Annotated in this window: 17 protein-coding genes; 12 read left to right on the forward strand and 5 right to left on the reverse strand. The window is 55.0% G+C overall.

Annotated features, from left to right (window positions below; genetic code table 11):
• The first annotated feature begins 27 nt into the window (after positions 1-27).
• Positions 28-1,308, forward strand: a complete 1,281-nt coding sequence (locus JRF57_07495; protein ID MBW2303544.1) for an HDOD domain-containing protein — start codon at positions 28-30, stop codon at positions 1,306-1,308.
• A 68-nt stretch (positions 1,309-1,376) separates the two neighbouring features.
• Positions 1,377-1,961: a hypothetical protein gene (locus JRF57_07500; protein MBW2303545.1), complete on the forward strand. Its 585-nt coding sequence runs from the start codon at positions 1,377-1,379 to the stop codon at positions 1,959-1,961.
• A 16-nt stretch (positions 1,962-1,977) separates the two neighbouring features.
• Here the strand turns inward: JRF57_07500 and JRF57_07505 are convergent, their stop codons facing one another.
• From JRF57_07505 to JRF57_07515, 3 genes are all read right to left on the reverse strand, one after another.
• A complete protein-coding gene (locus tag JRF57_07505; protein ID MBW2303546.1) occupies positions 1,978-3,273 on the reverse strand; it encodes a B12-binding domain-containing radical SAM protein in 1,296 nt (431 codons plus the stop codon).
• Between the two features lie 108 nt (positions 3,274-3,381).
• Positions 3,382-4,299 carry an aminotransferase class IV gene (locus JRF57_07510; protein ID MBW2303547.1) on the reverse strand — a complete coding sequence of 306 codons (918 nt, stop codon included), beginning with the start codon at positions 4,297-4,299 and terminating at the stop codon, positions 3,382-3,384.
• 188 nt (positions 4,300-4,487) lie between these two features.
• Positions 4,488-4,727 carry a hypothetical protein gene (locus JRF57_07515; protein ID MBW2303548.1) on the reverse strand — a complete coding sequence of 80 codons (240 nt, stop codon included), beginning with the start codon at positions 4,725-4,727 and terminating at the stop codon, positions 4,488-4,490.
• A 433-nt stretch (positions 4,728-5,160) separates the two neighbouring features.
• Here JRF57_07515 and mfd point away from each other — a divergent pair, with 433 nt between their 5' ends.
• The 8 genes from mfd (at position 5,161) to JRF57_07555 (ending at position 16,770) form a co-directional block, all read left to right on the forward strand.
• Complete coding sequence (mfd, locus tag JRF57_07520) at positions 5,161-8,703, forward strand: transcription-repair coupling factor (GenBank protein MBW2303549.1); 3,543 nt, start codon at positions 5,161-5,163, stop codon at positions 8,701-8,703.
• Between the two features lie 301 nt (positions 8,704-9,004).
• Entirely contained in the window at positions 9,005-9,976 is a 972-nt protein-coding gene (locus JRF57_07525; GenBank protein ID MBW2303550.1) for a peptidyl-prolyl cis-trans isomerase, read from the forward strand.
• A 2-nt stretch (positions 9,977-9,978) separates the two neighbouring features.
• Positions 9,979-10,953 (forward strand): SurA N-terminal domain-containing protein, encoded by a 975-nt coding sequence (locus JRF57_07530; GenBank protein ID MBW2303551.1) that lies wholly within the window; start codon positions 9,979-9,981, stop codon positions 10,951-10,953.
• A 20-nt stretch (positions 10,954-10,973) separates the two neighbouring features.
• Complete coding sequence (locus tag JRF57_07535; protein ID MBW2303552.1) at positions 10,974-11,879, forward strand: helix-turn-helix domain-containing protein; 906 nt, start codon at positions 10,974-10,976, stop codon at positions 11,877-11,879.
• Position 11,880: 1 nt separating this feature from the next.
• Positions 11,881-13,113, forward strand: a complete 1,233-nt coding sequence (locus JRF57_07540; GenBank protein MBW2303553.1) for a tyrosine--tRNA ligase — start codon at positions 11,881-11,883, stop codon at positions 13,111-13,113.
• Positions 13,091-14,131, forward strand: a complete 1,041-nt coding sequence (locus tag JRF57_07545; protein MBW2303554.1) for an RNA polymerase factor sigma-32 — start codon at positions 13,091-13,093, stop codon at positions 14,129-14,131. The genes JRF57_07540 and JRF57_07545 overlap by 23 nt, the downstream gene beginning before the upstream one ends.
• A gap of 36 nt (positions 14,132-14,167) precedes the next feature.
• Positions 14,168-15,928 (forward strand): tetratricopeptide repeat protein, encoded by a 1,761-nt coding sequence (locus JRF57_07550; GenBank protein MBW2303555.1) that lies wholly within the window; start codon positions 14,168-14,170, stop codon positions 15,926-15,928.
• The gene (locus JRF57_07555) at positions 15,925-16,770 is read left to right on the forward strand and encodes a hypothetical protein (protein MBW2303556.1); all 846 of its coding nucleotides are present in this window, start codon (positions 15,925-15,927) and stop codon (positions 16,768-16,770) included. Before JRF57_07550 ends, JRF57_07555 begins: the two co-directional genes overlap by 4 nt.
• Positions 16,771-16,900: 130 nt before the next feature.
• Here the strand turns inward: JRF57_07555 and moaA are convergent, their stop codons facing one another.
• Positions 16,901-17,884, reverse strand: coding sequence for a GTP 3',8-cyclase MoaA (gene moaA / locus JRF57_07560; GenBank protein MBW2303557.1), 984 nt, complete (start codon positions 17,882-17,884; stop codon positions 16,901-16,903).
• 248 nt (positions 17,885-18,132) lie between these two features.
• Entirely contained in the window at positions 18,133-18,789 is a 657-nt protein-coding gene (locus JRF57_07565; GenBank protein MBW2303558.1) for a DedA family protein, read from the reverse strand.
• Between the two features lie 216 nt (positions 18,790-19,005).
• Here JRF57_07565 and JRF57_07570 point away from each other — a divergent pair, with 216 nt between their 5' ends.
• The gene (locus JRF57_07570; GenBank protein MBW2303559.1) at positions 19,006-19,692 is read left to right on the forward strand and encodes a tetratricopeptide repeat protein; all 687 of its coding nucleotides are present in this window, start codon (positions 19,006-19,008) and stop codon (positions 19,690-19,692) included.
• A gap of 250 nt (positions 19,693-19,942) precedes the next feature.
• Positions 19,943-21,514 (forward strand): AMP-binding protein, encoded by a 1,572-nt coding sequence (locus JRF57_07575; protein MBW2303560.1) that lies wholly within the window; start codon positions 19,943-19,945, stop codon positions 21,512-21,514.
• The last annotated feature ends 67 nt before the right edge of the window (positions 21,515-21,581 follow it).

Below are 21,581 nucleotides of genomic sequence, written 5' to 3' on the forward strand. Positions count from 1 at the left end.
CCTGAACCAAAATCCGCGGGAGATGAGATGATGAGGATCCTTGTTGTCGACGATGAGCTTGTCAGCAGGAAAAAGATGCAGAAGATCCTGAGTAATTTCGGTGAATGTAGGTCGGTGCAGAGTGGAAGGCTTGCGATTGAGGAGGTAGAAGAGGCGTGGAGAAGTCACAGGCCGTTCGATCTTATCACCATGGATATCTCGATGCCTGATATGGATGGGATAGAGGCCGTGTATGAGATCAGGGAAAGAGAAAAGGACCTGATAAGACCTAATGGGGTAAGAACGAAGATCATTATGGTGACATCCCACGCTGACAAGGACAACCTGATTACCGCTATCCAGGCCGGGTGTGACGATTATGTGGTGAAACCTTTTGACCGCAAAATACTGGATGCCAAGATAGCGAAGCTCTTTCCCCATTCCATGACGTCCCCGTACATTTCCGCTCCTCGACCTCAACGAAGCAGGGAGGAGATCATCGCGGAGATCAGCGAGGAGTTCAGGCGGGGAGAGATTGATTTGCCATCGTTTCCGCGTATCGGGATGCGATTCAAGGAATTGGTAGAAAAAGGGGCGGGTTTTCAGGAGATGGCCGACCTTTTGAAACAGGACGTGGCTATCTCCGCCAAGCTTATCAGTATGTCAAACTCCCCGTTTTACCGTGGGGTAAAAAAGAATATTTCCTTGGAACAGGCGATAAACCGTTTGGGGGTTTCCATTACGAAGCAATATGTATATGCGATCTGCAGCAAGGAGTTCTTTGAAACGGGAAACCGGCTCTTCTCGCCCTTTGTGGAAAAATTGTGGCGGCACAGTCTCGCCTGTGCCTATGCCTCGGAAGTGTTGTCCGGTGTCCTTGGGGTATGGGTACCAGAGGATGCTTTCACGGCCGGCCTTTTGCACGACATCGGAAAACTGATCCTGCTGGATGTCATCAGCAAACTGGAGGAACATGGGCAGGCAGGAATAATGCTCGAAGACAATACGATATCAGTACTTCTCGAGAAATTCCATGGTGAATTCGGTGCAGGCCTGCTCAAAAAGTGGGCCTTTTCGCCATTGCTTGTTGAAATTGCGCGGTACCATAATGATCTTTCCGGGTTAGGCAATTCCTCCGGGGAGTTGCTCGTTGTTCATCTCGCCAACATGCTGGTAAAGAGCATGGGATATGATGTTTCGGGGGCAAACGTGGAAAACGTGCTGGAAACGGATTCCGCCCGCCTTCTGAATATAGGACATGAAGGGATCTTAGAGGTGAAGAGGCTCGTGCAGGAACGTATGGAAGAACTGGGTGATATCCTCAAATGAACATGCATGACAGTGATAGGGGGAACGTTCCTGCTTGCTCATAACTTTTTTGGGAGGAGGGGGTTATCATGAAAAAGTGGGGGAAGGTTGTCTTATTCGTGGCCTTTATCCTTCTTGCGGTCGGGTGCGCCGGATCGAGCCCTTACATGCGGCAGTCTTCTCCACCGGGCGACAATCCACCCGCGGACAAGGCACGGGTCTATTTCATGAGACCTTCGGGTTTCGGGTTCGCGGTCCATTTCCAGATATGGGATCGGGAGAACCTCATCGGGTTGGCCCAGGCGAAATCCTACTTCGTTTATGAATGTGATCCCGGGAAGCACCTTTTCATCGGCATCGCCGAGAATAAGCGTGCCGTCGAGGCCGATCTGAAGGCAGGAAAGAGTTATTATATCCTGACCCAGGTAAAGATGGGTGGATGGAAGGCCCGAATGGGCTTCATCCCGGTCAGGAGGAATTCGGAATACTGGGACCAGGTGGAGCGATACAGGCGGGATCTTCTCTTCACCTCTCCGGACAGGGCTCAGTTAGAAAGGTGGCTGGCCGCCAATGGATCTAAGGCCACGGCCGTAATCCGCCACACCATCCAATTCCTGGAGACCCCCGAGGGGCGGAAATATGTTGAGTACCTTGGAGAAGGGGACGGCAGATGACAGGACCTGGGGCACCTCAACCGTTGAGAGATCCTGGGGAGGGTTGATTACACGAGCTTTCCCTTTTTATTCTCTTTAAGCGGTGGTGGAAATAGCGGATGAGGCCGCGGATGGATTTCCAGCTTCGAAGGTAAAAGGAGAGGTTTGCCCAGATTAGCCAAAACTGCAATTCAAGGCGCGGGATCCTGGGATGATCGAAAACCGCGTGAACGGCATCGAACTTGCTCCAGTCTCTCTCCGTGATCCTTTCCTTCAATTGCTCATAGAGCGCCGTTCCCGGGTAGGGTGTAAGGAGAGTGAACTGAGCCGTCTGCGTGTTCAGTTTCCTGGCGAAGCGGATAGTGGCCAGAAGATCCCTTCTACTCTCTTCCGGCGCCCCCAGGATATATGCCGCGAGGACTTCGATACGGTTTTTGCGGAAGATTTCTACCGCCTCCCGGACCTGCTCCGGGCCGATTCCCTTGTGGAAACGCTTTAGCTGGGCCGGGCTGGGGGACTCGACCCCCACGAAGACGTTCCTCGCTCCGGCCTCGGCCATGTGCTGTATCAAGTGGGGATTTCGAACGGCGGTGTCCGCCCTGCAGAAGCACCACCAGTGAACATCCAGGTCTTTTTGAAGGATTCCCTCGCACAATTGGTGGATCCTTTCCGGTGAGCCAAGGAAGTTGTCGTCCAGGAAGGCAACGGCCCTGTATCCCAGGTCCTTAACGAGGTATTCCAACTCCGAGAGGATGTTTTCGGAACTCCTGGCCCGCCACTTAGGGCCGTCGAAGCTGGTGGAGGAGCAGAAGCGGCACCCGTAAGGACACCCACGGCTGGTGTGAAGGGACATCAGGGGACGGGTTCCCAGGCGGGAAGGGGCATAGAGGGATAGGTCCACCAGATCCCTGGCCGGAAAGGGAAGGGAATCCAGGTCATGGATGCGTTCGGGGGGGGCGGTATCCTGGGGCCCGCCTGGAGCAGGAAAGATCAGGCCGGGGATGGAGCCGGGGTCTCCACCATTTTCCCAGCAATCGAGGAGATCAGGGAAAACCTTTTCCCCTTCCCCCTTGACGACGGCATCAACATGGCCCGATGAGAGGATTTCTTCCGCACAGAACCATGGATGGGGTCCTCCCATGACCACCCTGGCACCGGCCCCTTTGGCCAGCCGGGCCAGTTCGCGGGCCCAGGGGTAGCGGCTGGTATCGCAATATATGCCGACGACATCTGAGGAAGAAAAGTCGGGCCGTCGGCGTTCGACCGCCAGATCCGCGACCCGAACGAGGTGCCTTCTGGCTCGAGCCGCGGCGGCCACGTAAAGGAGGCCCAAAGGTGGGAGAAGGATCCCGGCACGACGAAAGGTGTCCCGGGACGGAGGGTTCAGGAGAAGGACTCGCATGTCAGGTCGGGATTAGATGAAGCAAGGGTTTAAGGGTTTTCAGCCTACCGGAAAGAGCCAGTGTGCAAACCTTTCGTCCTTCCCGGCCACGATGTCGTTCAACAAGGCCGAGATCCTGCCGGTGACGGCACCTGGGATGGGGGAGAGAATTCTCTCCTCGCATCTCTTTACAGGTAGGACTTTCATGGGGGTGCAGGAGAAAAAGATTTCTTCTGCGTTTTGGAGGAGTTCCGGCGGAAACCTCCCTTCCCTCACTTCAATTCCAAGGGTCTTTCCCGCCTCTATGATGGACTTGCGGGTGATACTCTTCAGGACAGTGCCTTCGGACGGGGTCAGCAGGACACCATCCTTGACCAGGAAGATGGATTCGGTGCCCCCCTCTGCCAGGAATCCTTGGGTATCCAGCATGACGGTAAAGTCAAAGCCCTTTTCCAGGGCCTCTTTTCGGGCCATCATTCCGTTGAGATAATTTGCGGCTGCTTTGGCCTCGATGGGAACGGTTTGGGGATCCAGCTTGCGCCACTTTGAAACACAAAGGGTGGAGCCCTCTGAGTGCGGGGCCTTGAAGCCTCCCAGATCCTCCGAGGGAACAACGACAAATACTGCAATGTCCAGTTCCTGGGGGGGCGGCAGTATCTCGAAAGCCACCTGGGAATAATATCCAAGGACCTTGATGGTCCCTTCCCGCACCCCGTTCTTCCTGACCGTTTCGGAGATGGCTTCACCGAGGACACCCTTGGAGTACGGAATAGTCATGCCCAGCAGTTCTGCGCTTCGAAAGAAACGGTCAAGGTGTTCATCGAGCCGGAAGACGGCAGGTCCGGAGGGGGTTTCATGCAAACTCAGCACCTCAAAAATGGCGGAGCCACGGGAGAAGCTGTGGCTCATCATGTGGACGGTTGCCTGGCCCCAAGGCAGGAATTCTCCGTTCAGGTAAACGATACGGTCTTCCAGCATTTCAAGAACCTCCCCTTTTGTTCGTGTCGTTACAAATAACAGGGCCCCGGAAGACCCTGTGTGGTGTCCTTGGTAAACGGCAGGCAGTATAGGGAAAAGTGGAAAGCGGGTCAAGGGCGTCCCGATCTGTATGACGGCGGCGGATCGGTTCCGGGAGGTCACCTGAGGAATGGAAACGCCCAAAAACTTTATTCCTCATGGGCCCCGGCTTGCCGTCTCAATGTGTGGAGGATTTCCAAGATTTCGGATCTGTGGGATTCCTGGCCCAGCACGGCGCCCCAGCCCATTTGGGTCTGGAAGAGGCCGTCATAGGCCGTGTCGTGATAGGATCGAATGAGGTGGGGAACGCCGCGTTCCTGGAGGACGGATCGGAGGAGCATCGCTTCGATCTGGTTTTCAAGGATGGCGATTTCAACGTATCCGTCCATGGGGAAATAGGGGCCGGGTGATTGGTTTTAGAATCCATCCGCCCGAAAGGGGCGGGAAGGACATCCTGACTTTACTTTTTTACAGGAAATTCGAAAGATTGGCAATGGCTTAAAGTCCCGGGGCCGGGAATATAGTGAAATATTTTTACCTGCATGATTCCCGCAAAAGAGTGCTGCCTGTTCATTGTTTTTTCGCTCTTGCCATCGCTGATTCCTTTGGATATGTTGATCCGGTGAAATAGGCTGCAAAGCCTCGGGCGGAAGGATTCCTATCCCACAACCGGTGTGTCCGGAAGGGATTGGTTTGTCTTTCTATCGCCTCATTCGGGCAGTGAGAGAAACCTGTGCCTTCCTATCCGGGGCAATAGCCTTGATCTCGAATAAATTTGCTTGCTTTTAAGGGGGAGGGAGGCGACCCTAACTGACAGTGCACATGAATGCCAAGAATCCTTATCTTGACGAACTCCTAAAACGTATGGATGGAGGTGAGCGCAGCCTTCATATTTCCGGTCTTCGAGGCGCTTCCAGGGAATTTTTCATCTCCCACCTCCTCCAGAGGGTGACTAGACCCTGCCTTATCGTCCTTCCCCGGGGGAGAGATGCAAAACGATTCTATGGAGAGATGGAGTTTTTTCTTCCCCCTTCCTTTACCCGGGAAGAGGTCAACGCAAGGCGACTTTACGATTTCCCTGTCTACGACATTTCTCCCCTCTCCGGATTGAGTCCCCACCGTGAGATCATCACCCGGCGACTCCAGTCCCTTTACGCCCTGACGGCCCGGGAGGATTCCATTGTTGTCACTTCGGCCGATGCGCTCCTTTTGAAGATCCTTCCCAGGGAGGCCCTTGTCGATGCCCTGGAATTTTTCGAGGTCGGAAAAGAGTTCGAGAGGGAGGCCCTGATCTCGAAGTTCCATGCCCTGGGTTATTTTCGGACATCCTTGGTGGAGGAGCGGGGTGACTTTTCTATCCGGGGCAGCGTAGTAGACATCTATCCCCCCCTCTACCCGGAGCCCGTAAGGCTGGAGTTCTGGGGGGATCGTCTCGAGTCCATCCGTCACTTTGATCCCCTTACTCAGCGCTCCACGACCCAACTGAAAGATCTGGTCCTTTTGCCCGCGAATGAAATCATCATGGACGAGAAGGGGATCAAGAGGGCCCGGTCCATGGGCAGGCTCCCGAAGGCCTTCCAGGAAACGGGAAGTTTTCCGGGACAGGAAGGGTGGATGAACCATTTCTATTCCCGCCTGGATACCTTTTTCGATTACTTCCCGGAAGAGGGGCTGCTCCTTCTCATCGAACCCCGCCGCATCGAGATTGAAATGGAGCGGTTTGTTGAACGGTTTAGCCGGGACGAGGAACGGTTCAGGCGGGAGGCTGAGAAACGCCAGGCCCCGTTCCCGGACGTGGATGGAATCTTGGTGCCGGTAGAGGAGGCTGGAAGGTTTTTCCAGGGCAGAAGGAACGTCCGTTTCAGCGAGTTGCCTGTCGAACGTAAGGAAGAAAGGGCGCACTCCCTTGCCGTCCCAGGCGTTCGGGACGAGGTTGCGGCTTCCGGTTTCAAGTTGTCGAGACGGGACCGGGTGACCATGGCCCCCCTGGCCGAACAGATCAGCGCATGGTTGAAACAGGGCTTCAAGGTGGTCCTGGTGTCAAGGACCAAGCAGCAAGCGGGCCGGCTTAGGGAGATCCTGGGCCATTATGACGTTGTGGTGGAGTGTACGGCGGAGTCCTGGAGCGAGATTCCCCGGGAAAACCGGCTCATCATCTGCCTAGGGCGTCTTTCCCGGGGATTCGCCTGGCCGGAGATCAGTCTCTGTGTCATCAGCGAAGACGAGATCTTTGGGACCAAGAAATCCCTGGCCAGGCCCGGGAAGGAAATAACGAAGGGGGGATTGAACTGGACCGCCTTCAGTCAGCTCAGGGTGGGGGATCCGGTGGTCCACCAGGATCACGGGATCGGGCGGTACGGAGGCCTTCAGAAGATGGAGGTCCAGGGTCAGGTCAATGATTTTGTGATCGTCGAATACGCCAACAACGACAAGCTCTATATCCCGGCGGACCGGATCAGCATCCTTCAGAAATACGTGGGTGCGGATGATTCAGAGCCGAAATTGGACCGTCTGGGAGGACATGCCTGGGAGAAGGCCAAAAGTCGGGCCAAGCGCTCCATCCAGGAGATCGCCAAGCAACTGGTTGAGATCTATGCCCTTCGAAAATATCGTAAGGGCTTCGCCTTTTCCAGGCCGGACCATACTTACAGGGAATTTGAAGCGACCTTTGAACACGAGGAGACACCCGACCAGATAAAGGCCATCGATGCCGTGCTTACCGACATGGAATCGGACCGGCCCATGGACAGGCTGATATGCGGGGACGTTGGTTTCGGGAAGACAGAGGTGGCCATTCGGGCGGCCTTCAAGGCCGTGATGGACGGGAAACAGGTGGCCATGCTGGTTCCAACCACCGTCCTGGCCGAGCAGCACTACGAGACCTTCCGGAGGCGGATGGCCCCTTACAACATCAGGGTGGGTGTGCTCAGCCGTTTCAAATCCCGTGCCCAGCAAAAGGAAATCATTGCCGAGCTTCGTTCCGGGCGGTTGGACATCGTGATCGGGACCCACCGGATCCTGCAGAAGGATATGGGCTTTAAGGACCTGGGGCTTCTCATAGTGGACGAAGAACAGCGCTTCGGTGTCAAACAGAAGGAGGCCCTGAAGAGGTTCAGGGCCCTGGTGGATGTGCTGGCCCTGACCGCGACTCCCATTCCCAGGACCCTCCATCTTTCCCTCATGGGAATTCGGGACCTTAGCATCATCGAGACGCCGCCGGAGGACCGCTTGGCCATTCAGACCTATCTTTCCCCTTATGATGAACCCACCATCGTTCATGCCATCGAATTCGAGTTGGAGCGGGGCGGGCAGGTCTTCTTCGTGCACAACCGGGTCCAGACCATTGATCACATGGCGCAGCGGCTCAAGGAACTGGTGCCGGGGGCAAGATTCGCAGTGGCCCACGGGCAGATGAAGGGGAAGGACCTGGAAGAGACCATGATCCGGTTCCTTCGGAGGGAAACGGACGTATTGGTCTGCACGGCCATCATCGAGTCGGGGCTCGACATCCCGTCGGTAAATACCATTATTATTAATGAAATCGATCGCTTCGGCCTCTCCCAGATCTATCAGCTAAGGGGCAGGGTGGGCCGTGGAAAAGAGAATGCCTATGCCTACCTCCTGATCTCAAAGGATGGGAGAATGACCCGGGAAGCGGAGAAGAGGATCCGGGCCCTCATGGATTTTTCCCAGTTGGGGGCCGGGATCCATCTCGCCCTGCATGATCTCAAGATCCGGGGCGGCGGGAACATCCTGGGCTTTTCCCAGTCCGGCCACATCTCGGCAATCGGATATGAGCTGTACCTCAAGCTGGTGGAGCAAAGCATCGCGGAACTCAAGGGTGAAGAGTGGCACGAAGAGGTGAACCCCGAGATCCACGTGGGCATTCCCGCCTACTTGCCAGGCACCTACGTGGCGGACACGGACGTGAGGTTGAATCTGTACCGCCGGCTTTCGAGTCTCAGGGAAGAAGCGGATCTTGAAGTGATGGCAGGTGAGATGAGGGATAGATTCGGCCCCTTCCCGGAGGAGGTACGCAATCTGCTGAAAGTGATGTCTGTTCGGTTGCTTATGAAGAGGGCAGGAATCACCCGTCTCGATGTAAAAGGCGGAGCCCTGGTCCTCACCTTTTCCGAGGCCTCAAAGGTGGATCCTGCCAGGGTGATCGGGACTGTGCGGGGAAGGCCTTTCACCTTCCTGTCGGACAGGAAACTCCGGATCAGCGGCATCAATCTCTCTCCCCTGGAGTGTCTGGAGGAGGCCGGGGAGTTTATACGGGCCGTTTTACCGGACAAAGGAAAAGAAAGAGGTGGGGATCCAGAGGCCTTTACCGGGGATGAAAGGGGGACCGCCATCTTGGGATAGGGATGGATAAAAGGAGAACGCTCATGTTTCCGGGTCGTTGCAAAAGGCCTGAGTTTGCCCAATCTCATATGTTTGCAAGAGAAAAGGAGAACGCTCATGTTTCCGGGTCGTTGCAAAAGGCCTGAGTTTGCCCAATCTCATATGTTTGCAAGAGACTTCAGGTTCAAGGACCTCGTGTCTGGATGAGGGCAAGAGGCTGAATTGTTCTTGCTTTTTCATTATTTAGTGTTATTCTAAAAATTTCAATGGCTTCTTCAGTTTGTACCATTCTTTGAAGTGTGCAGATTTCCCGGGGGAATTCATGCGGTATAGTCGAATCTTTGGGCTCCTCCTAGTAATTGCAGCCTTACTATCGGGATGTGACCTAGTAATTGCAGCCTTACTATCGGGATGTGACTTTTTCGGGCCCTCGGGTGGCGGGGTCGTTATCAGGGTGGGGAAAAGCAGCATTTCCCCTGAGGCCTTCAAGGAGGAGATGCAGCGGTTCGCTTTGGATCTGGACCTTGATTCCGCTGGATTGAAGCAGGTCATGGACTCCCTTGTGGACTCCCTCGTTGAGCGGCTTACCATCCAGGAATATGCACGCAAAAACGGCATCGAGGTTTCGGAAGCGGAGCTGGAGACGGCCATCGGGGAGATCAAGAAGGGGCAGGGAGAAAAGGATTTCCAGGAGTCCCTGCTTCGGGCCTGTGTGGATTTCGATGAATGGAAAGAGGGCCTCAGACGCCGCCTTCTCTTCGAGAAGATCATGGAGAGGATCGGTGAGCAGATCTCTCCTGTGGGTTTCCAGGAGATCAAGGAATATTACGATTCCCACCAGGATGAATTCAAACGGCCCGCCATGCTCAAATTCCGGCAGATCGTGACCCGGACTGGAAAAGAGGCCAAGGAAGTCCTCAAAAGGCTGAAGGCGGGAGAAAAGATGTCGGACTTGGCCGCCGAGTATTCCATCCTGCCTTACATTGAGGATGAAACCCAGGTGAGTTGGGTGACGCAGGAAGACCTGGAGGATCCCATGGGAAAGGTCCTTTTTTCGCTTCCCCTCGGGAAGCCGAGTGCCGTCACAAAGACTTCCTATGGTTACCATATCTTTGTGGTGTTCAGGAAAAGGGGCCCTGGTATAGTCGGTCTTCCTGATGCAACGGCTGAAATAGAAGCGAAACTCTTAAGGGCGAAGAGGGAGACCTTCTACCGCAACTGGATGGAGGGTTTGAAGAAAAAATATTCGGTTTACGTGAACCGGGAATTGATCACCAAATTGGAGCGCGGATAGAGATGAGATACAAAAAGCTGGTCTGGGCAGGGGTAGTGCTGGCGGTCGTGACCGCTGGATTTTTTCGCCCGGCTGGGGCTGAAACCTGTAACCGGGTGGTGGCTATTGTGAACGATGATGTTATCACCCTCTATGAACTTAACAAAAAGATCAAGCAGGTTACCGGGTTTTCACCCGCCGATCTTCGCAGCCGTGATGAGGAAGGATTTCTCGAAGCTCGCCGCAGGGTGTTGGACCTTCTTATCAACGAGAAGATTTCCCAGAAAAAGATCGCCGAACTTGGAATCCGCGTGACACAAAAACAGGTGGACCGCGCGATCGAAAGGGTAAAGGAACTGAACCATTGGACCCAGGAAGACTTGATGCGTCAACTGGAGAAGGACGGCCTCACATACGAGCAGTATGCGGCCAGGATGAAAACCAACCTCGAGAGGATGAAACTCATTGATTACGAGGTCAAGTCCAAGATCATCATCAGGGAGGAAATGGTCCGGGACTTTTACAAGAAACACCTTGAAGATTTCATGTCGGATCAGGAGGTACATCTTGCGGGCATCTTTCTCGCACGGAAGAATCCCGGAGACCAGGAAGAGATGAAGGCGCTGATCCGAAAGGGCAGGGAGATCCTGGATGAATTGAGAAGGGGAAAAGATTTCCAGGCCCTGGCCAGGGAGATTTCCGAGGGACCCACGGCGGGGGACGGTGGAGACTTGGGTACCTTCAAGATGTCCCATTTGGGTCCGGAGATTCGCAAGGCCCTGCGATCCGTGCCGGTTGGGGGTGTTTCGGATATCATCGTCCAGCCCGGCGGGATTCAGATCATAAAGGTGCTTTCGAGAAAGGGTGGGAAACAGAAATCCTTCGAGGAGGTCAGGGACGCGATCTATGAGACCCTTTATCAAATGGAGGTCAACAGACGGTATATTTCCTGGATCAAGAAACTCCGTGAAAAATCTTACACCAAGATCATCTTCTAGGTCTTCCGAAATGGGCGGCCATGGCCGATAGGGAAACGAGAGAAAATTCCGGGAGGGAAGGAGAAGAGGCGCGGACGGAAAAGCCGGGCCTGGGAGCCCTTTTAAGGGACGCAAGAGAGAAGAAAGGGCTTACCATCGAACAGGTGGCGGAGATCACCCGGGTCCGACGGCGGAACATCGAGGCGATTGAACGAGAGGACTGGGAGGCCTTACCTCCACCGGTTTTCGTCAAAGGGTTTCTCCGGGCCTATGCCAGGGCCCTGGGCGTGGAAGCGGAAGAGTTGCTGGATACGAGCGGTGAGGCCGAAGCCCTCAGGATGGAACCCCTAAGGCCACTTATCGAAGTGCCGAAGGGGAGGAGATGGCGGAACGTCCTGATCGTCTTGATTCTTTGTGCAGTTGCAGGGGGGCTCTATTTCTGGAAGGAGGGGTATTGGTCCGTTCAATGGCCCGGGGTTTTGGGGCGCGTAAATCGGCTGGAAAAACAACTCCCGAAGGAAACTCCTTCCCAGGAGGCGGAAACCTTTGCCCCTGCTCCCGGGGGCGCCCCGAAGAAAGCCTCAGCCGGAAAGCCCGAAGTCCCCACCGCCGGGATCCCCGAGGGCCGGCAGGAGGGGGAATCCATCGACGCAACTTCGCTTGAGGAGGAGGAGATTGCCCTTAAGGAGCACGTGCTCGAAGCCATTGTCACCCAGAAGACCTGGATGAAGATCTACATCGACGATAAAGATCCCAGGGTGTACATTTTGCAATCCGGAACCCGGCCACAGTGGAAGGCCGAGAAGGGATTCAACTTGGTCATCGGGAATGCGGCCGGAATCGAACTTGAGTTTGACGGGATAAAGCTTGAAAATCTAGGAAAAACGGGGCAGGTGGTGAAACTTTCTCTTCCCGAGGGGTTTCACTCCAAGAAATACGAGGAATGAAGTGGACAGTACTTTCGATATCTTCAAGGAACGCGGATTCGTTGAACAAGTGACCGATGAAAACCAGGTCCGGGAACTTCTGGCGACTCCTCCCGTCACCTGCTATATCGGTTTCGACCCCACGGCGAGCAGCCTTCACGTGGGGAGTTTGGTCCCCATCATGGCCCTGGCCCATATGCAACGGGAAGGCCATCGGCCCATTGCGGTGGTGGGAGGTGGAACGACCCTGGTCGGGGACCCCAGCGGGAAAACGGAAATGCGCCGGATCATGAGCCGGGAGAAAATCGAGGAGAACGCCGTGGGGATCAAAAAACAGCTTTCCCGGTTCCTCGATTTCAGCGGGGGCAAGGCCCTTATGGTGAACAATGCGGATTGGCTCGTGGACTTGAACTACATAGAGTTCCTGCGGGACATCGGGCGGCATTTCAGTGTCAACCGGATGCTCGCAGCTGAGAGTTACAGGGCCAGGTTGAAGACGGGCCTGAGTTTTATCGAATTCAACTACATGCTCCTCCAGGCCTATGATTTTTGGCACCTTTTCAAGCACTATGACTGCCGGCTCCAGATGGGTGGGAACGACCAGTGGGGGAATATCCTGGCGGGTGTGGATCTGACGAGACGGCTTGAAGGGGAGGTGATTCACGGCCTTACCTTTCCATTGATCACGACCTCCTCCGGCACCAAGATGGGAAAAACCCACAAGGGAGCCGTATGGTTGGACCCGGAACGCACGTCTCCTTATGAGTATTACCAGTACTGGATCAACCAAAGCGACCAGGACGTTGAACGATTCCTGCGGCTTTTCACCTTTCTCCCGATAGACGAGATCCGCCGGTTGGCGGCCCTCGAGGGGGATGAGATACGGTACGCCAAGGAGATACTGGCATACGAGGCGACCAAACTGTGCCACGGGGAAGAAGAGGCGGAGAAATGCAGGACAGCGGCCAGGCAACTTTTCGGGGGAGAGAGGGCCAGCCTTTCGGATTCGGTCCCTAGCCTTGAACTGGGCGAGCCGGAACTCGAGCAAGGGATCCCCGCCTATATCCTTTTCGAGAAGGCGGGGCTCTGTAAAACGAGGGGTGAGGCCCGGCGTTTGATCGCCCAGGGTGGAGGTTATGTCAACGGTAAACGAATCGATTCCTTTGATCGTATCATCGACGTCCGGGATTTTGATCAGGACGTCCTATTGCTGAGAGCGGGGAAAAAACGCTATGTCCGGATCATCGCCCGCTGATCCCACCAAGGGGCCCGGAGTTACGGACACCGAGGGGGACAAGAAAGAAAAAAAAGGCATCCTCGAGGAGGGTAACCTGGTGGAGGGTGACCTGGATTTCGAACAGGTCTTCCAGGGTGATCTGCGGCCCGTCCTCCAGGATGACCAGAGGGCGCTTGTACCCTATGATCCTCTCCAGCTCTACCTGCTGGAGATCAAGAACTACCGGTTGCTCACGCGGGAAGAAGAACGTGAGCTGGCGATACGGTTCCGGGAAAAGAACGATCAAAGGGCGGCTTACATACTTGTCACCTCCAACTTGCGCCTGGTGGTGAAGATCGCCATGGATTTTCATCGTTACTGGACCCGGAGCCTGATGGACCTGATTCAGGAGGGGAACGTCGGGCTCTTGCAGGCCGTGCGAAAGTTTGATCCCTATCGCGGGATCAAATTCTCCTATTACGCCTCCTTCTGGATCAAGGCCTATATGCTGAAATTCATCATGGAAAACTGGAAACTGGTGAAGATCGGCACGACCCAGACCCAGAGAAAACTGTTCTTCAACCTGGCCAAGGAAAGGGACAAGCTGATTTCTCAAGGGTTCAATCCCGAACCCCGGCTGCTTGCCGAACGCCTTGATGTAAAAGAAAAAGAAGTAGAAGAGATGAGCCAGCGCCTGGGGTCGGGGGATGTATCCCTGAGCGCGCCGGTGGGTGAAAACGGACGGGAGGTTTACGGCTCCTTTCTACCCGACCCGGGGGAGGCCGTGGATGAAAAGATAGCCGAGGAAGAGAGCCGCCGATTGCTCCTGGAGAAGCTGGAGGAATACCGCAAGAGGCTCTCAGGAAAGGAACTGGATATCTTCGATAACCGTATCATGGCCGAAAATCCCATGACCCTCCAGGAACTGGGGGACAAGTACCACATCTCCCGGGAACGTGTCCGGCAGATCCAGGAAAAGATCGTAAAGGACATCAAGAAATGGCTGACGGATGAAATCCCTGATTTCGAGGAAAATTATGCAAACTTTATCAAGTGACGGGGGGCGCCCCGAACACTGGAAAGCGGCGGCAAAGTGAGAACTCCGGTCAAATACCTGCTGGTCCTTTTTTCCCTTTTATTTGCGGTCCTGGCCCTTTCCTGCGCCGGGCTCCGATCTCCCCTTGATGGAGAGCAGGCAAAGGGGCCTGGTCCAGGAAAAACAGCCCCTTCCTTGCCGGAGGACAAACTCCAGCGGGCTTACGGCAACTACCTCATGGCTTCTCTTTGTCTGGCCTCCGGGCAGTTGAAGGAGGCGAAACCCTATCTCGCCGAGGCCGTTCGGAATGATCCCGACTCCCTTTTTCTAAACAGGAAGATGGCCATCCTGCTCAAGGAGCTTGAGGAATTCGACGAGGCGGTTGCCTATGCCCAAAAGGCCCTCTCCCTAGATCCGGACGGCCTCTCCAACCGGATCCTGCTTGCGGAAATTTACTCCCTCGGCGAGGAGGATGACAAGGCCCTCGAACAATTCAGGAAAATCCTGGAGATCGATCCTGATCAGAGGAAGATCCGGCTCCACTTGATCACGATTTTGATCAAGAAGGGGGAATTCAAGGAGGCGAAGACGCAACTGACGTTGCTTCTCAGAGAAGACCCCTCCCAGATCATCGCCCACTATTACCTGGGTCGGATCAACCTCGAGATGCGCGAGTACAAAGCGGCGGAGAAGGCCTACCTGGATGCCCTCAGCCTGAACCCCCGGATGGAGCCGGCCCTTTTCGACTTGGGAAGCCTCTACCAGATGACGGACCGTCCGGAGAAGGCGGCAAAGATCTATGAAAAGTTCCTCTCCTATTATCCGACAAACGCCGTGATCAGGGAGAGGTTGATCAATATTTACTTCCAGACGGGCCGCGAAGCAGAGGCCGAGAAGCACGTGGCGGTGCTTCGAAAGCTGTCAAAGCCCGGGGACCCGGGCCGTCGAGCCCTCGGTCTGATTTATCTTCGGCACGGCCGGCTGGAAAAGTCTATCGAAGAACTGAGTATGATCGTCTCCGCCTGGCCCAAGGACGACAAGGCCAGGTACTACCTTGCAGCGGCTTATGAGGAGAAGGGAGACCTGAATAAGGCGCTGTTTCATTTTAAGCAGATTCCGGATGATTCCGGATACTTCGTAAAGGCCAGAATGCACATGGCCTATATTTTCGAGGACCAAGGGAAGCAGGAGGAGGCCATTCATCTCCTGGAAAAGACCATCGAAATCAAAAAGGATCAGGCTGAAATCTACCTGGTGCTTTCCTCCTTCTGGGAGTCCAATAAGGAATACGACAAGGCCTTGGATGTCCTTAGAAAGGGAATCGCCGTAAAACCCGGGAACGTGGAATTGATCTTTCGGTTAGGTGTCATATTGGACAAGGCGGGCAAGAATGAAGAATGCATCCGGGAGATGCGCAGGGTCCTGGAGATCGACCCGGATAATGCCGATGCACTCAACTACATAGGTTATACCTATGCGGAGAAAGGGATCCGACTGGATGAGGCCAGGAGGTTGATTGAACGGGCCCTGAAGATCAAACCCAACAGCGGGTACATCGTGGACAGCCTGGGCTGGGTTTTCTACCAGGAAGGACGATATAATGAGGCCCTGAAATATCTGGAGCGGGCTGCTTCCCTGGTACCCAACGACCCGACCATCGCTGAGCACCTGGGAGACGTGTTCTCCAAAAAAGGGAGGTATCGGGAATCCATCGAGATGTACGAAAAGGCCCTCTCCTTGGAGCATCCCCAAAGGGAGAAATTGAAGGTCAAGATCGAAGAGGTCAGAAAACGTCTGGAAGAAGACAAAGAAAAGTGAACCGGACGGATCTCAGGTCGCCCGGCCCTCCCGCCGCTCGGAAAGTATCCGCCTGGATAAAGGGCGGAATCCTTCTCCTATCCCTCTTTGCCCTTCAAGTCTTTCTCTTCGGTTGCGCCGCCCTCCACCCCTATCCTTCCGGCAAACCGTTCAGCCGCGAGCTGATTCAGTCCGTCATCACAAGGAGCCGGGTCCAGCAAGACCTTGTTTCTTCCTTCTATTGCGCCGGGAAGGTGTTCTTCAAGGACGGCCTTTTGAAGGGCGAATCAGAGGCCCTGGTGGTCGGTACGCGCGATCCCTTTCGGATTAAGATCGAACTCACCCATTCCTGGGGGAAACCCCTGCTGCATATCCTCCTGGACGAGGATCACTTGGCGATCCTCTCCTTCAGGGATCGGAAGTTTTACGAGGGGCCGTTCAGCCCCACCGCCTTCTCCAGGTTCCTCCCAGGCGGGAAGATTGACCAAAATACGATCTGGGGCGTCATGAGGGGGTATCCGATCTTGCCGGTCCCGGGTAAGGCGGTTTCTTCGCGGGGCGGCCGTATTCTTTTCCTCGATGAAAAGGGAGAGGTGACGCAGATCGCGGAGCAAATAGGGGATGGGCTTGCTCCCGGGCGAATTCGCCTGCCCCGGCAGGGAATCAATGTCACCTTCAAGGACTACCAATCAAAGGGGGAGGTTCGGTTTGCCCGGGTGGTGCGCATCGACTGCCCTGGAGATGACAGGGCCTTGATCTTCCGGAGGGAGAAGGGCGTATTCAATAAGACCATCCCGGAAGGGATTTTCCGGCTGGAACCTCCTCCCTTTTTTCAGCATGAACCGCTCGAGGAGGCCCGGTAGGAGGGCGGGGTCCGATGGGTTGTGGACGGATCCTCGGTTTGAGTCTGACTCAGCTTGTCACGCCGTAGCCGTGTCGAAGGCGGAAGATTGGGTGGAAGAGGACGTTTTGCAAAGGTCTTGAAAAAACGGCCTAGCCCCCGATGCTGGACATATGGCGGACGCATTTTCGGGGTTCAGGGAATGCGATGCCGTGTCCGGCCGGCTTTCTCCGGATCGTTTCCAAAATCAACTTCAGGATTTCACCCTCTCTTTTACCTTGCCTGAGGGGGGTCTTTAGATCACACTCCTGGTCCGAGAAAAGGCAGCCGCGCAGATGCCCCTCGGCGGTCAGGCGAAGGCGGTTGCACCTGTCGCAGAAATGGTTGCTGAGGGCCCCGATGAATCCCACCTCGCCCTTTGCGCCCCGCAGGATATACCTCTGGGCGGGTCCGTCCAGGGTTTCGTGCGGGACGGGGTCAAGGGGTCCAAGGGCGCGGATCCTGTCCCGGATATCGTCCACGGAGATGAAACGCTCGTTGCACCAGCCGTTTCGGTCCCCGACCGGCATGAACTCGATGAACCGGACATGGTAGGGGTTTTTCAGGGTCAATCGGGCAAAATCCGTAATCTCATCGTCATTGATCCCCTTGAGGGCGACAACGTTGATCTTGATCGGATCGAAACCTACGCGCTCGGCCTCGTGAATCCCCTCCCAGACTCGATCGAAATAATCACGCCCCGTGATGCGGCGGAACCGGTCAGGCCGTAAGGTGTCCATGCTGATGTTTATCCTGCAGATCCCGCATTCTTTGAGACCCTGAGCGAATTCCTTAAGCAGGACCCCGTTGGTAGTCAGCGTGATCTCCTCCAGTCCCGGAACCTCACTCAGTTTTTTGATAAACGGGAGGACATCCTTTCTAACTAAGGGTTCTCCGCCCGTAAGCCTCACCTTTCGAATGCCGGCCAGGACAGCAATACTTACTAGCCGGAGCATTTCCTCGTAAGAGAGGATTTCCTCATGAGGAATGAATCGCACCCCTTCTTCCGGCATGCAATATATGCATCTGAGGTTGCAGCGGTCTGTCAGAGAAAGACGAAGGTAGTTGATGATGCGGTGGTTTTCCTTTTCCAACAGTGGCTTCTCCCTTTTTAGGTAAACAAGGAAAGATCGGATAATGGAATAGGTGTTACCTTATGTGAAAATAGACATAATATAATCGCCCCTAACGGAAAAGGCAAACATAATTTTCCGGTCCTTAAGTGATAAAATCCCTCCTCGCCCTTCGTCCGTTTTTTTCGGTTTGGGGATCCCGGGAGGAAGCTCCTTTGCATGGGGTGTTGTCCCGGTAAGGAGAAGGCCTGTCCCGAACACCGGCTCATGGTTCAGGAGGGGCGGGGGGGTGGGGAATGGGAAGCTTTTTCTTTCCGCTTTCGCATCACCCGACGGACCAGTAGGAATAAAACCACCAGGGTGAGGGCCAGAAGTATGCCCAGGTTGTAACGGGTTGTGAAATGCAAAATTCGCTCCTTGGCGACCTCCCATTCCGATCCCAGGGAGAAACCCGCCAGAATCCAGATGAAATTCCAGACGCCGCAACTGATGGCAGCCAGCAGGATCACCGGCATGGTCTTGAGCCGGGTGATCCCGCCTGCGACGGCAATGGCCGAGCGGATGCCGGGGAGGAAGCGGTTTGCGGCCACGAGCAAGTAGCCGTATCGGTTGAACCAACTCTCCGCCTTGAGGATGTCACGGGATCTCAGGAACCGGAAGTCTTTCCGGGTGAAGAAGGTCCGCCCCAGGATTTTTCCAAGCTGAAATAGGGTCATGAATCCTGTAAGGCTCCCCACAGTGGTCGAAAGGAAGACACCAAAGAACTGCAACCTTCCCAGTCCAACCAGGAAGGCCCCGAAGGCCGTGATGGTGTCACCGGGGATAGGGGGAAAGATGTTTTCCACGAAAGCGCTCAATCCAAGGAGAAAATAGACCAGCAGATCGGGAAGGGTCTCCAGATATTGAAGAAAGGTATCGACGAAGGTCATGGTCATCTCCAAAAAGATACACCGGGAAAGGACTGATCCTAATGGCCCCCGGCGGCGTCTTTAGGGTCTTTATTGAGGCACCCGGGCCCTCACGCCTCTTATAGCCGGACCGGGGTGTTTTCACAAAGGGAAAAACGGCGGGTTTTTACCTTGACTGTACCCCTTGGTTTTGCTACAGGAATGAGCCACTTCCCAGCAATTCCAAAGGCATTGCCAATGGCCAAGAAAAAAATATCCAGGAAAGACCTTCTGAAAAAACCGGATGAATTCCTGACTTTCAGTGAAAGGGCGGTTATTTTCGCCAGGGACCATGCCAAGACCCTGAAGGCGGTCGGGGTGGTGCTCGCGGCCGCTGTCCTGATCTACCTGGCCCTTTGGGGGTATTTCAGGTACACTAACAAGAAGGGGTTGGAGACATACAATCTTGCCTATTATGCCCTTTTAAAGGGCAAAGGCGCCGAACCTGGCAAGGAGGAAAGGAAGCAGGCGGAGGAATACTTCCGTAAGGTCATGGAAGACTACGGGCTTTCAAAGGCCCGAAGGCTTGCCACAGCGGAGCTTGCCTCTATCAGGTTTCAGGAAGGGAAATACAAAGAGGCAGCCGCCCTCTACTGGGAATTCCTGGAAAGGGTTCCGGAAGGAAGCCCTTATCAAGCCATGGCGCGTTTGGCCCTGGCGGCCTGCCAGGAGGCCGAGGGAGATGTTCAGGGGGCCGTTGAGACCTTGAAAATGATCCTTTCCGGCCCGGATGATTTCTTCAAAGAACAAGCCTACCTGGGCTTGGCCCGGGCCTACCGGCTCTCCAAGCAGGAAGACAAGGCCAGGGAAATCCTTAAAAAATACGTGGAGACCTTCACAGACTCCCCCTTCCTTCCCATGGCCAAGGCCTACCTGGAAAAATAGCATTGTCGGGAAATGTATTCCGGCCCGGAACCGAAAAGAGCGATTACCCGGAACCATGAAAAAGGGATTTCGCCCTGACTCGACCCCCATGAAATCCTGCCTCCCGGCCGCCTTTCTTTCGAACCTGTAACTGATTGGAAACAAGACCTTTTCTCGTATACCATGTGTATGGGTTTTTGCTTGACAATCCCTTCGGGCCTCATATATGGTGACGACGTAGCTAAAATATAGCTTGAGAGGAGGGGGGAAGATGATTATTACCGAAATTTTGGCGAGGAATGCCAGAATGTACGGTGATGAAGTCGCCCTTGTCGAAAGGGATGCGGCGAGCGGGCAAAGGAGAGAGATCACCTGGAAAGAGTTTGACCAACAGGCCAACAGGGTCGCCAACGCCCTTATTTCAAAGGGGGTTGGTAAGGGGGACAAGGTGATCCACCTGATGATGAATTGTCTGGAATGGCTTCCCGCCTATTTCGGTATCCTCAGGACAGGGGCCTGGGCGGTTCCCCTCAACTTCCGATTTTCCGCGGAAGATATTAAATACTGCGCGGACATCGCCGAGGGGAAGGCCATGATATTCGGTGAGGAATTTATCGACCGAATTGAGGAGATCCGGGGCGACCTCAATACGATCGATGACTTTATCTTTGTTGGCCCGGCCGACAGGAAACCGGATTTCGCCGAACAGTACGAGACGTTCCTGGACGGCCACTCATCCGAAGATCCCAGGGTGGAGATCGGCCTCCTGGACGATGCTGCCCTCTATTTCACCTCAGGCACCACGGGTCAACCCAAGCCCATCCTTCTTACTCACCGCAACCTGGAACATGCCTGTATAGTCGAGAACCGACATCACAACCAAACCCACAAGGACAATTTCCTGCTCATTCCTCCCCTCTACCATACTGGAGCCAAGATGCACTGGTTCGGGAATTTCATCGTCGGGGCCAAGGCGGTGATCCTGAAGGGAGTAAAACCCGAGTGGATCATTGAGGCCGTATCCGAGGAGCAGTGCACCATTGTATGGATGCTGGTCCCCTGGGCACAGGACATCCTGATCGCCATCGAGAGCGGTAAGATCAAGTTGGAAGATTACAAGCTGGACCAATGGCGCTTGATGCACATCGGGGCCCAGCCGGTTCCGCCCAGCCTGGTCAAGAACTGGAAAAAGGTGTTCCCCAACCACGACTATGACACCAACTTCGGGCTGAGCGAATCCACCGGACCCGGATGCATTCATCTTGGGATCGAGAACGATCATAAGGTGGGGGCCATCGGGGTCCCCGGCTTTGATTGGGAATACCGGATCGTGGACGAACAGTTCCGGGATGTCCCCAAAGGACAACCAGGAGAATTGGCCGTCCGGGGACCGGGCGTCATGAAGGAGTACTACAAGAACCCGGAGGCCACGAAGCGGACGCTGGTAGACGGCTGGCTCATGACCGGGGATATCGCCCGGGTGGATGAAGACGGGTTCATCTGGCTCGTGGACAGGAAAAAGGATGTCATCATTACGGGAGGGGAGAATATCTTCCCTGTTGAAATCGAAGATTTTCTCATGGCCAATCCCAATATCCAAGATGCAGGGGTCATCGGGATCCCGGACGAGCGCCTGGGGGAGATCGTGGCAGCCATCATCCAGCTCAAGCCGGGGAAGAGCATGAGCGAGGAAGATGTAGCCGCTTATTGTGAGGCGCTTCCCCGTTACAAGAGACCAAGAAAGATTTTTTTCGGGGATGTGCCCAGGAATCCCACGGGAAAGATCGAGAAGCCGAAGTTGAGAAAACAGTACGGGGGCATTGCCGAAAGTTTCAAGGCTTAGGGTGACGGAGATCCGGGGCCGCCGCTTTTCGCGGCATTGAGAAGTCTCGGGCCGGTCACGGATGGTC

The sequence above is a fragment of the Deltaproteobacteria bacterium genome (genome assembly GCA_019310525.1).
Classification (GTDB): Bacteria; Desulfobacterota; DSM-4660; order Desulfatiglandales; family HGW-15; genus JAFDEE01.

Bases quoted from the DNA above. Each gene is read 5' to 3' on its own strand.
- JRF57_07495 (MBW2303544.1), top strand. From the start codon at position 28: ATGATGAGGATCCTTGTTGTCGACGATGAGCTTGTCAGCAGGAAAAAG.
- JRF57_07500 (MBW2303545.1), top strand. From the start codon at position 1,377: ATGAAAAAGTGGGGGAAGGTTGTCTTATTCGTGGCCTTTATCCTTCTT.
- JRF57_07510 (MBW2303547.1), bottom strand. From the start codon at position 4,299: ATGCTGGAAGACCGTATCGTTTACCTGAACGGAGAATTCCTGCCTTGG.
- JRF57_07515 (MBW2303548.1), bottom strand. From the start codon at position 4,727: ATGGACGGATACGTTGAAATCGCCATCCTTGAAAACCAGATCGAAGCG.
- mfd (MBW2303549.1), top strand. From the start codon at position 5,161: ATGAATGCCAAGAATCCTTATCTTGACGAACTCCTAAAACGTATGGAT.
- JRF57_07525 (MBW2303550.1), top strand. From the start codon at position 9,005: ATGCGGTATAGTCGAATCTTTGGGCTCCTCCTAGTAATTGCAGCCTTA.
- JRF57_07530 (MBW2303551.1), top strand. From the start codon at position 9,979: ATGAGATACAAAAAGCTGGTCTGGGCAGGGGTAGTGCTGGCGGTCGTG.
- JRF57_07535 (MBW2303552.1), top strand. From the start codon at position 10,974: ATGGCCGATAGGGAAACGAGAGAAAATTCCGGGAGGGAAGGAGAAGAG.
- JRF57_07545 (MBW2303554.1), top strand. From the start codon at position 13,091: ATGTCCGGATCATCGCCCGCTGATCCCACCAAGGGGCCCGGAGTTACG.
- JRF57_07565 (MBW2303558.1), bottom strand. From the start codon at position 18,789: ATGACCTTCGTCGATACCTTTCTTCAATATCTGGAGACCCTTCCCGAT.
- JRF57_07570 (MBW2303559.1), top strand. From the start codon at position 19,006: ATGGCCAAGAAAAAAATATCCAGGAAAGACCTTCTGAAAAAACCGGAT.
- JRF57_07575 (MBW2303560.1), top strand. From the start codon at position 19,943: ATGATTATTACCGAAATTTTGGCGAGGAATGCCAGAATGTACGGTGAT.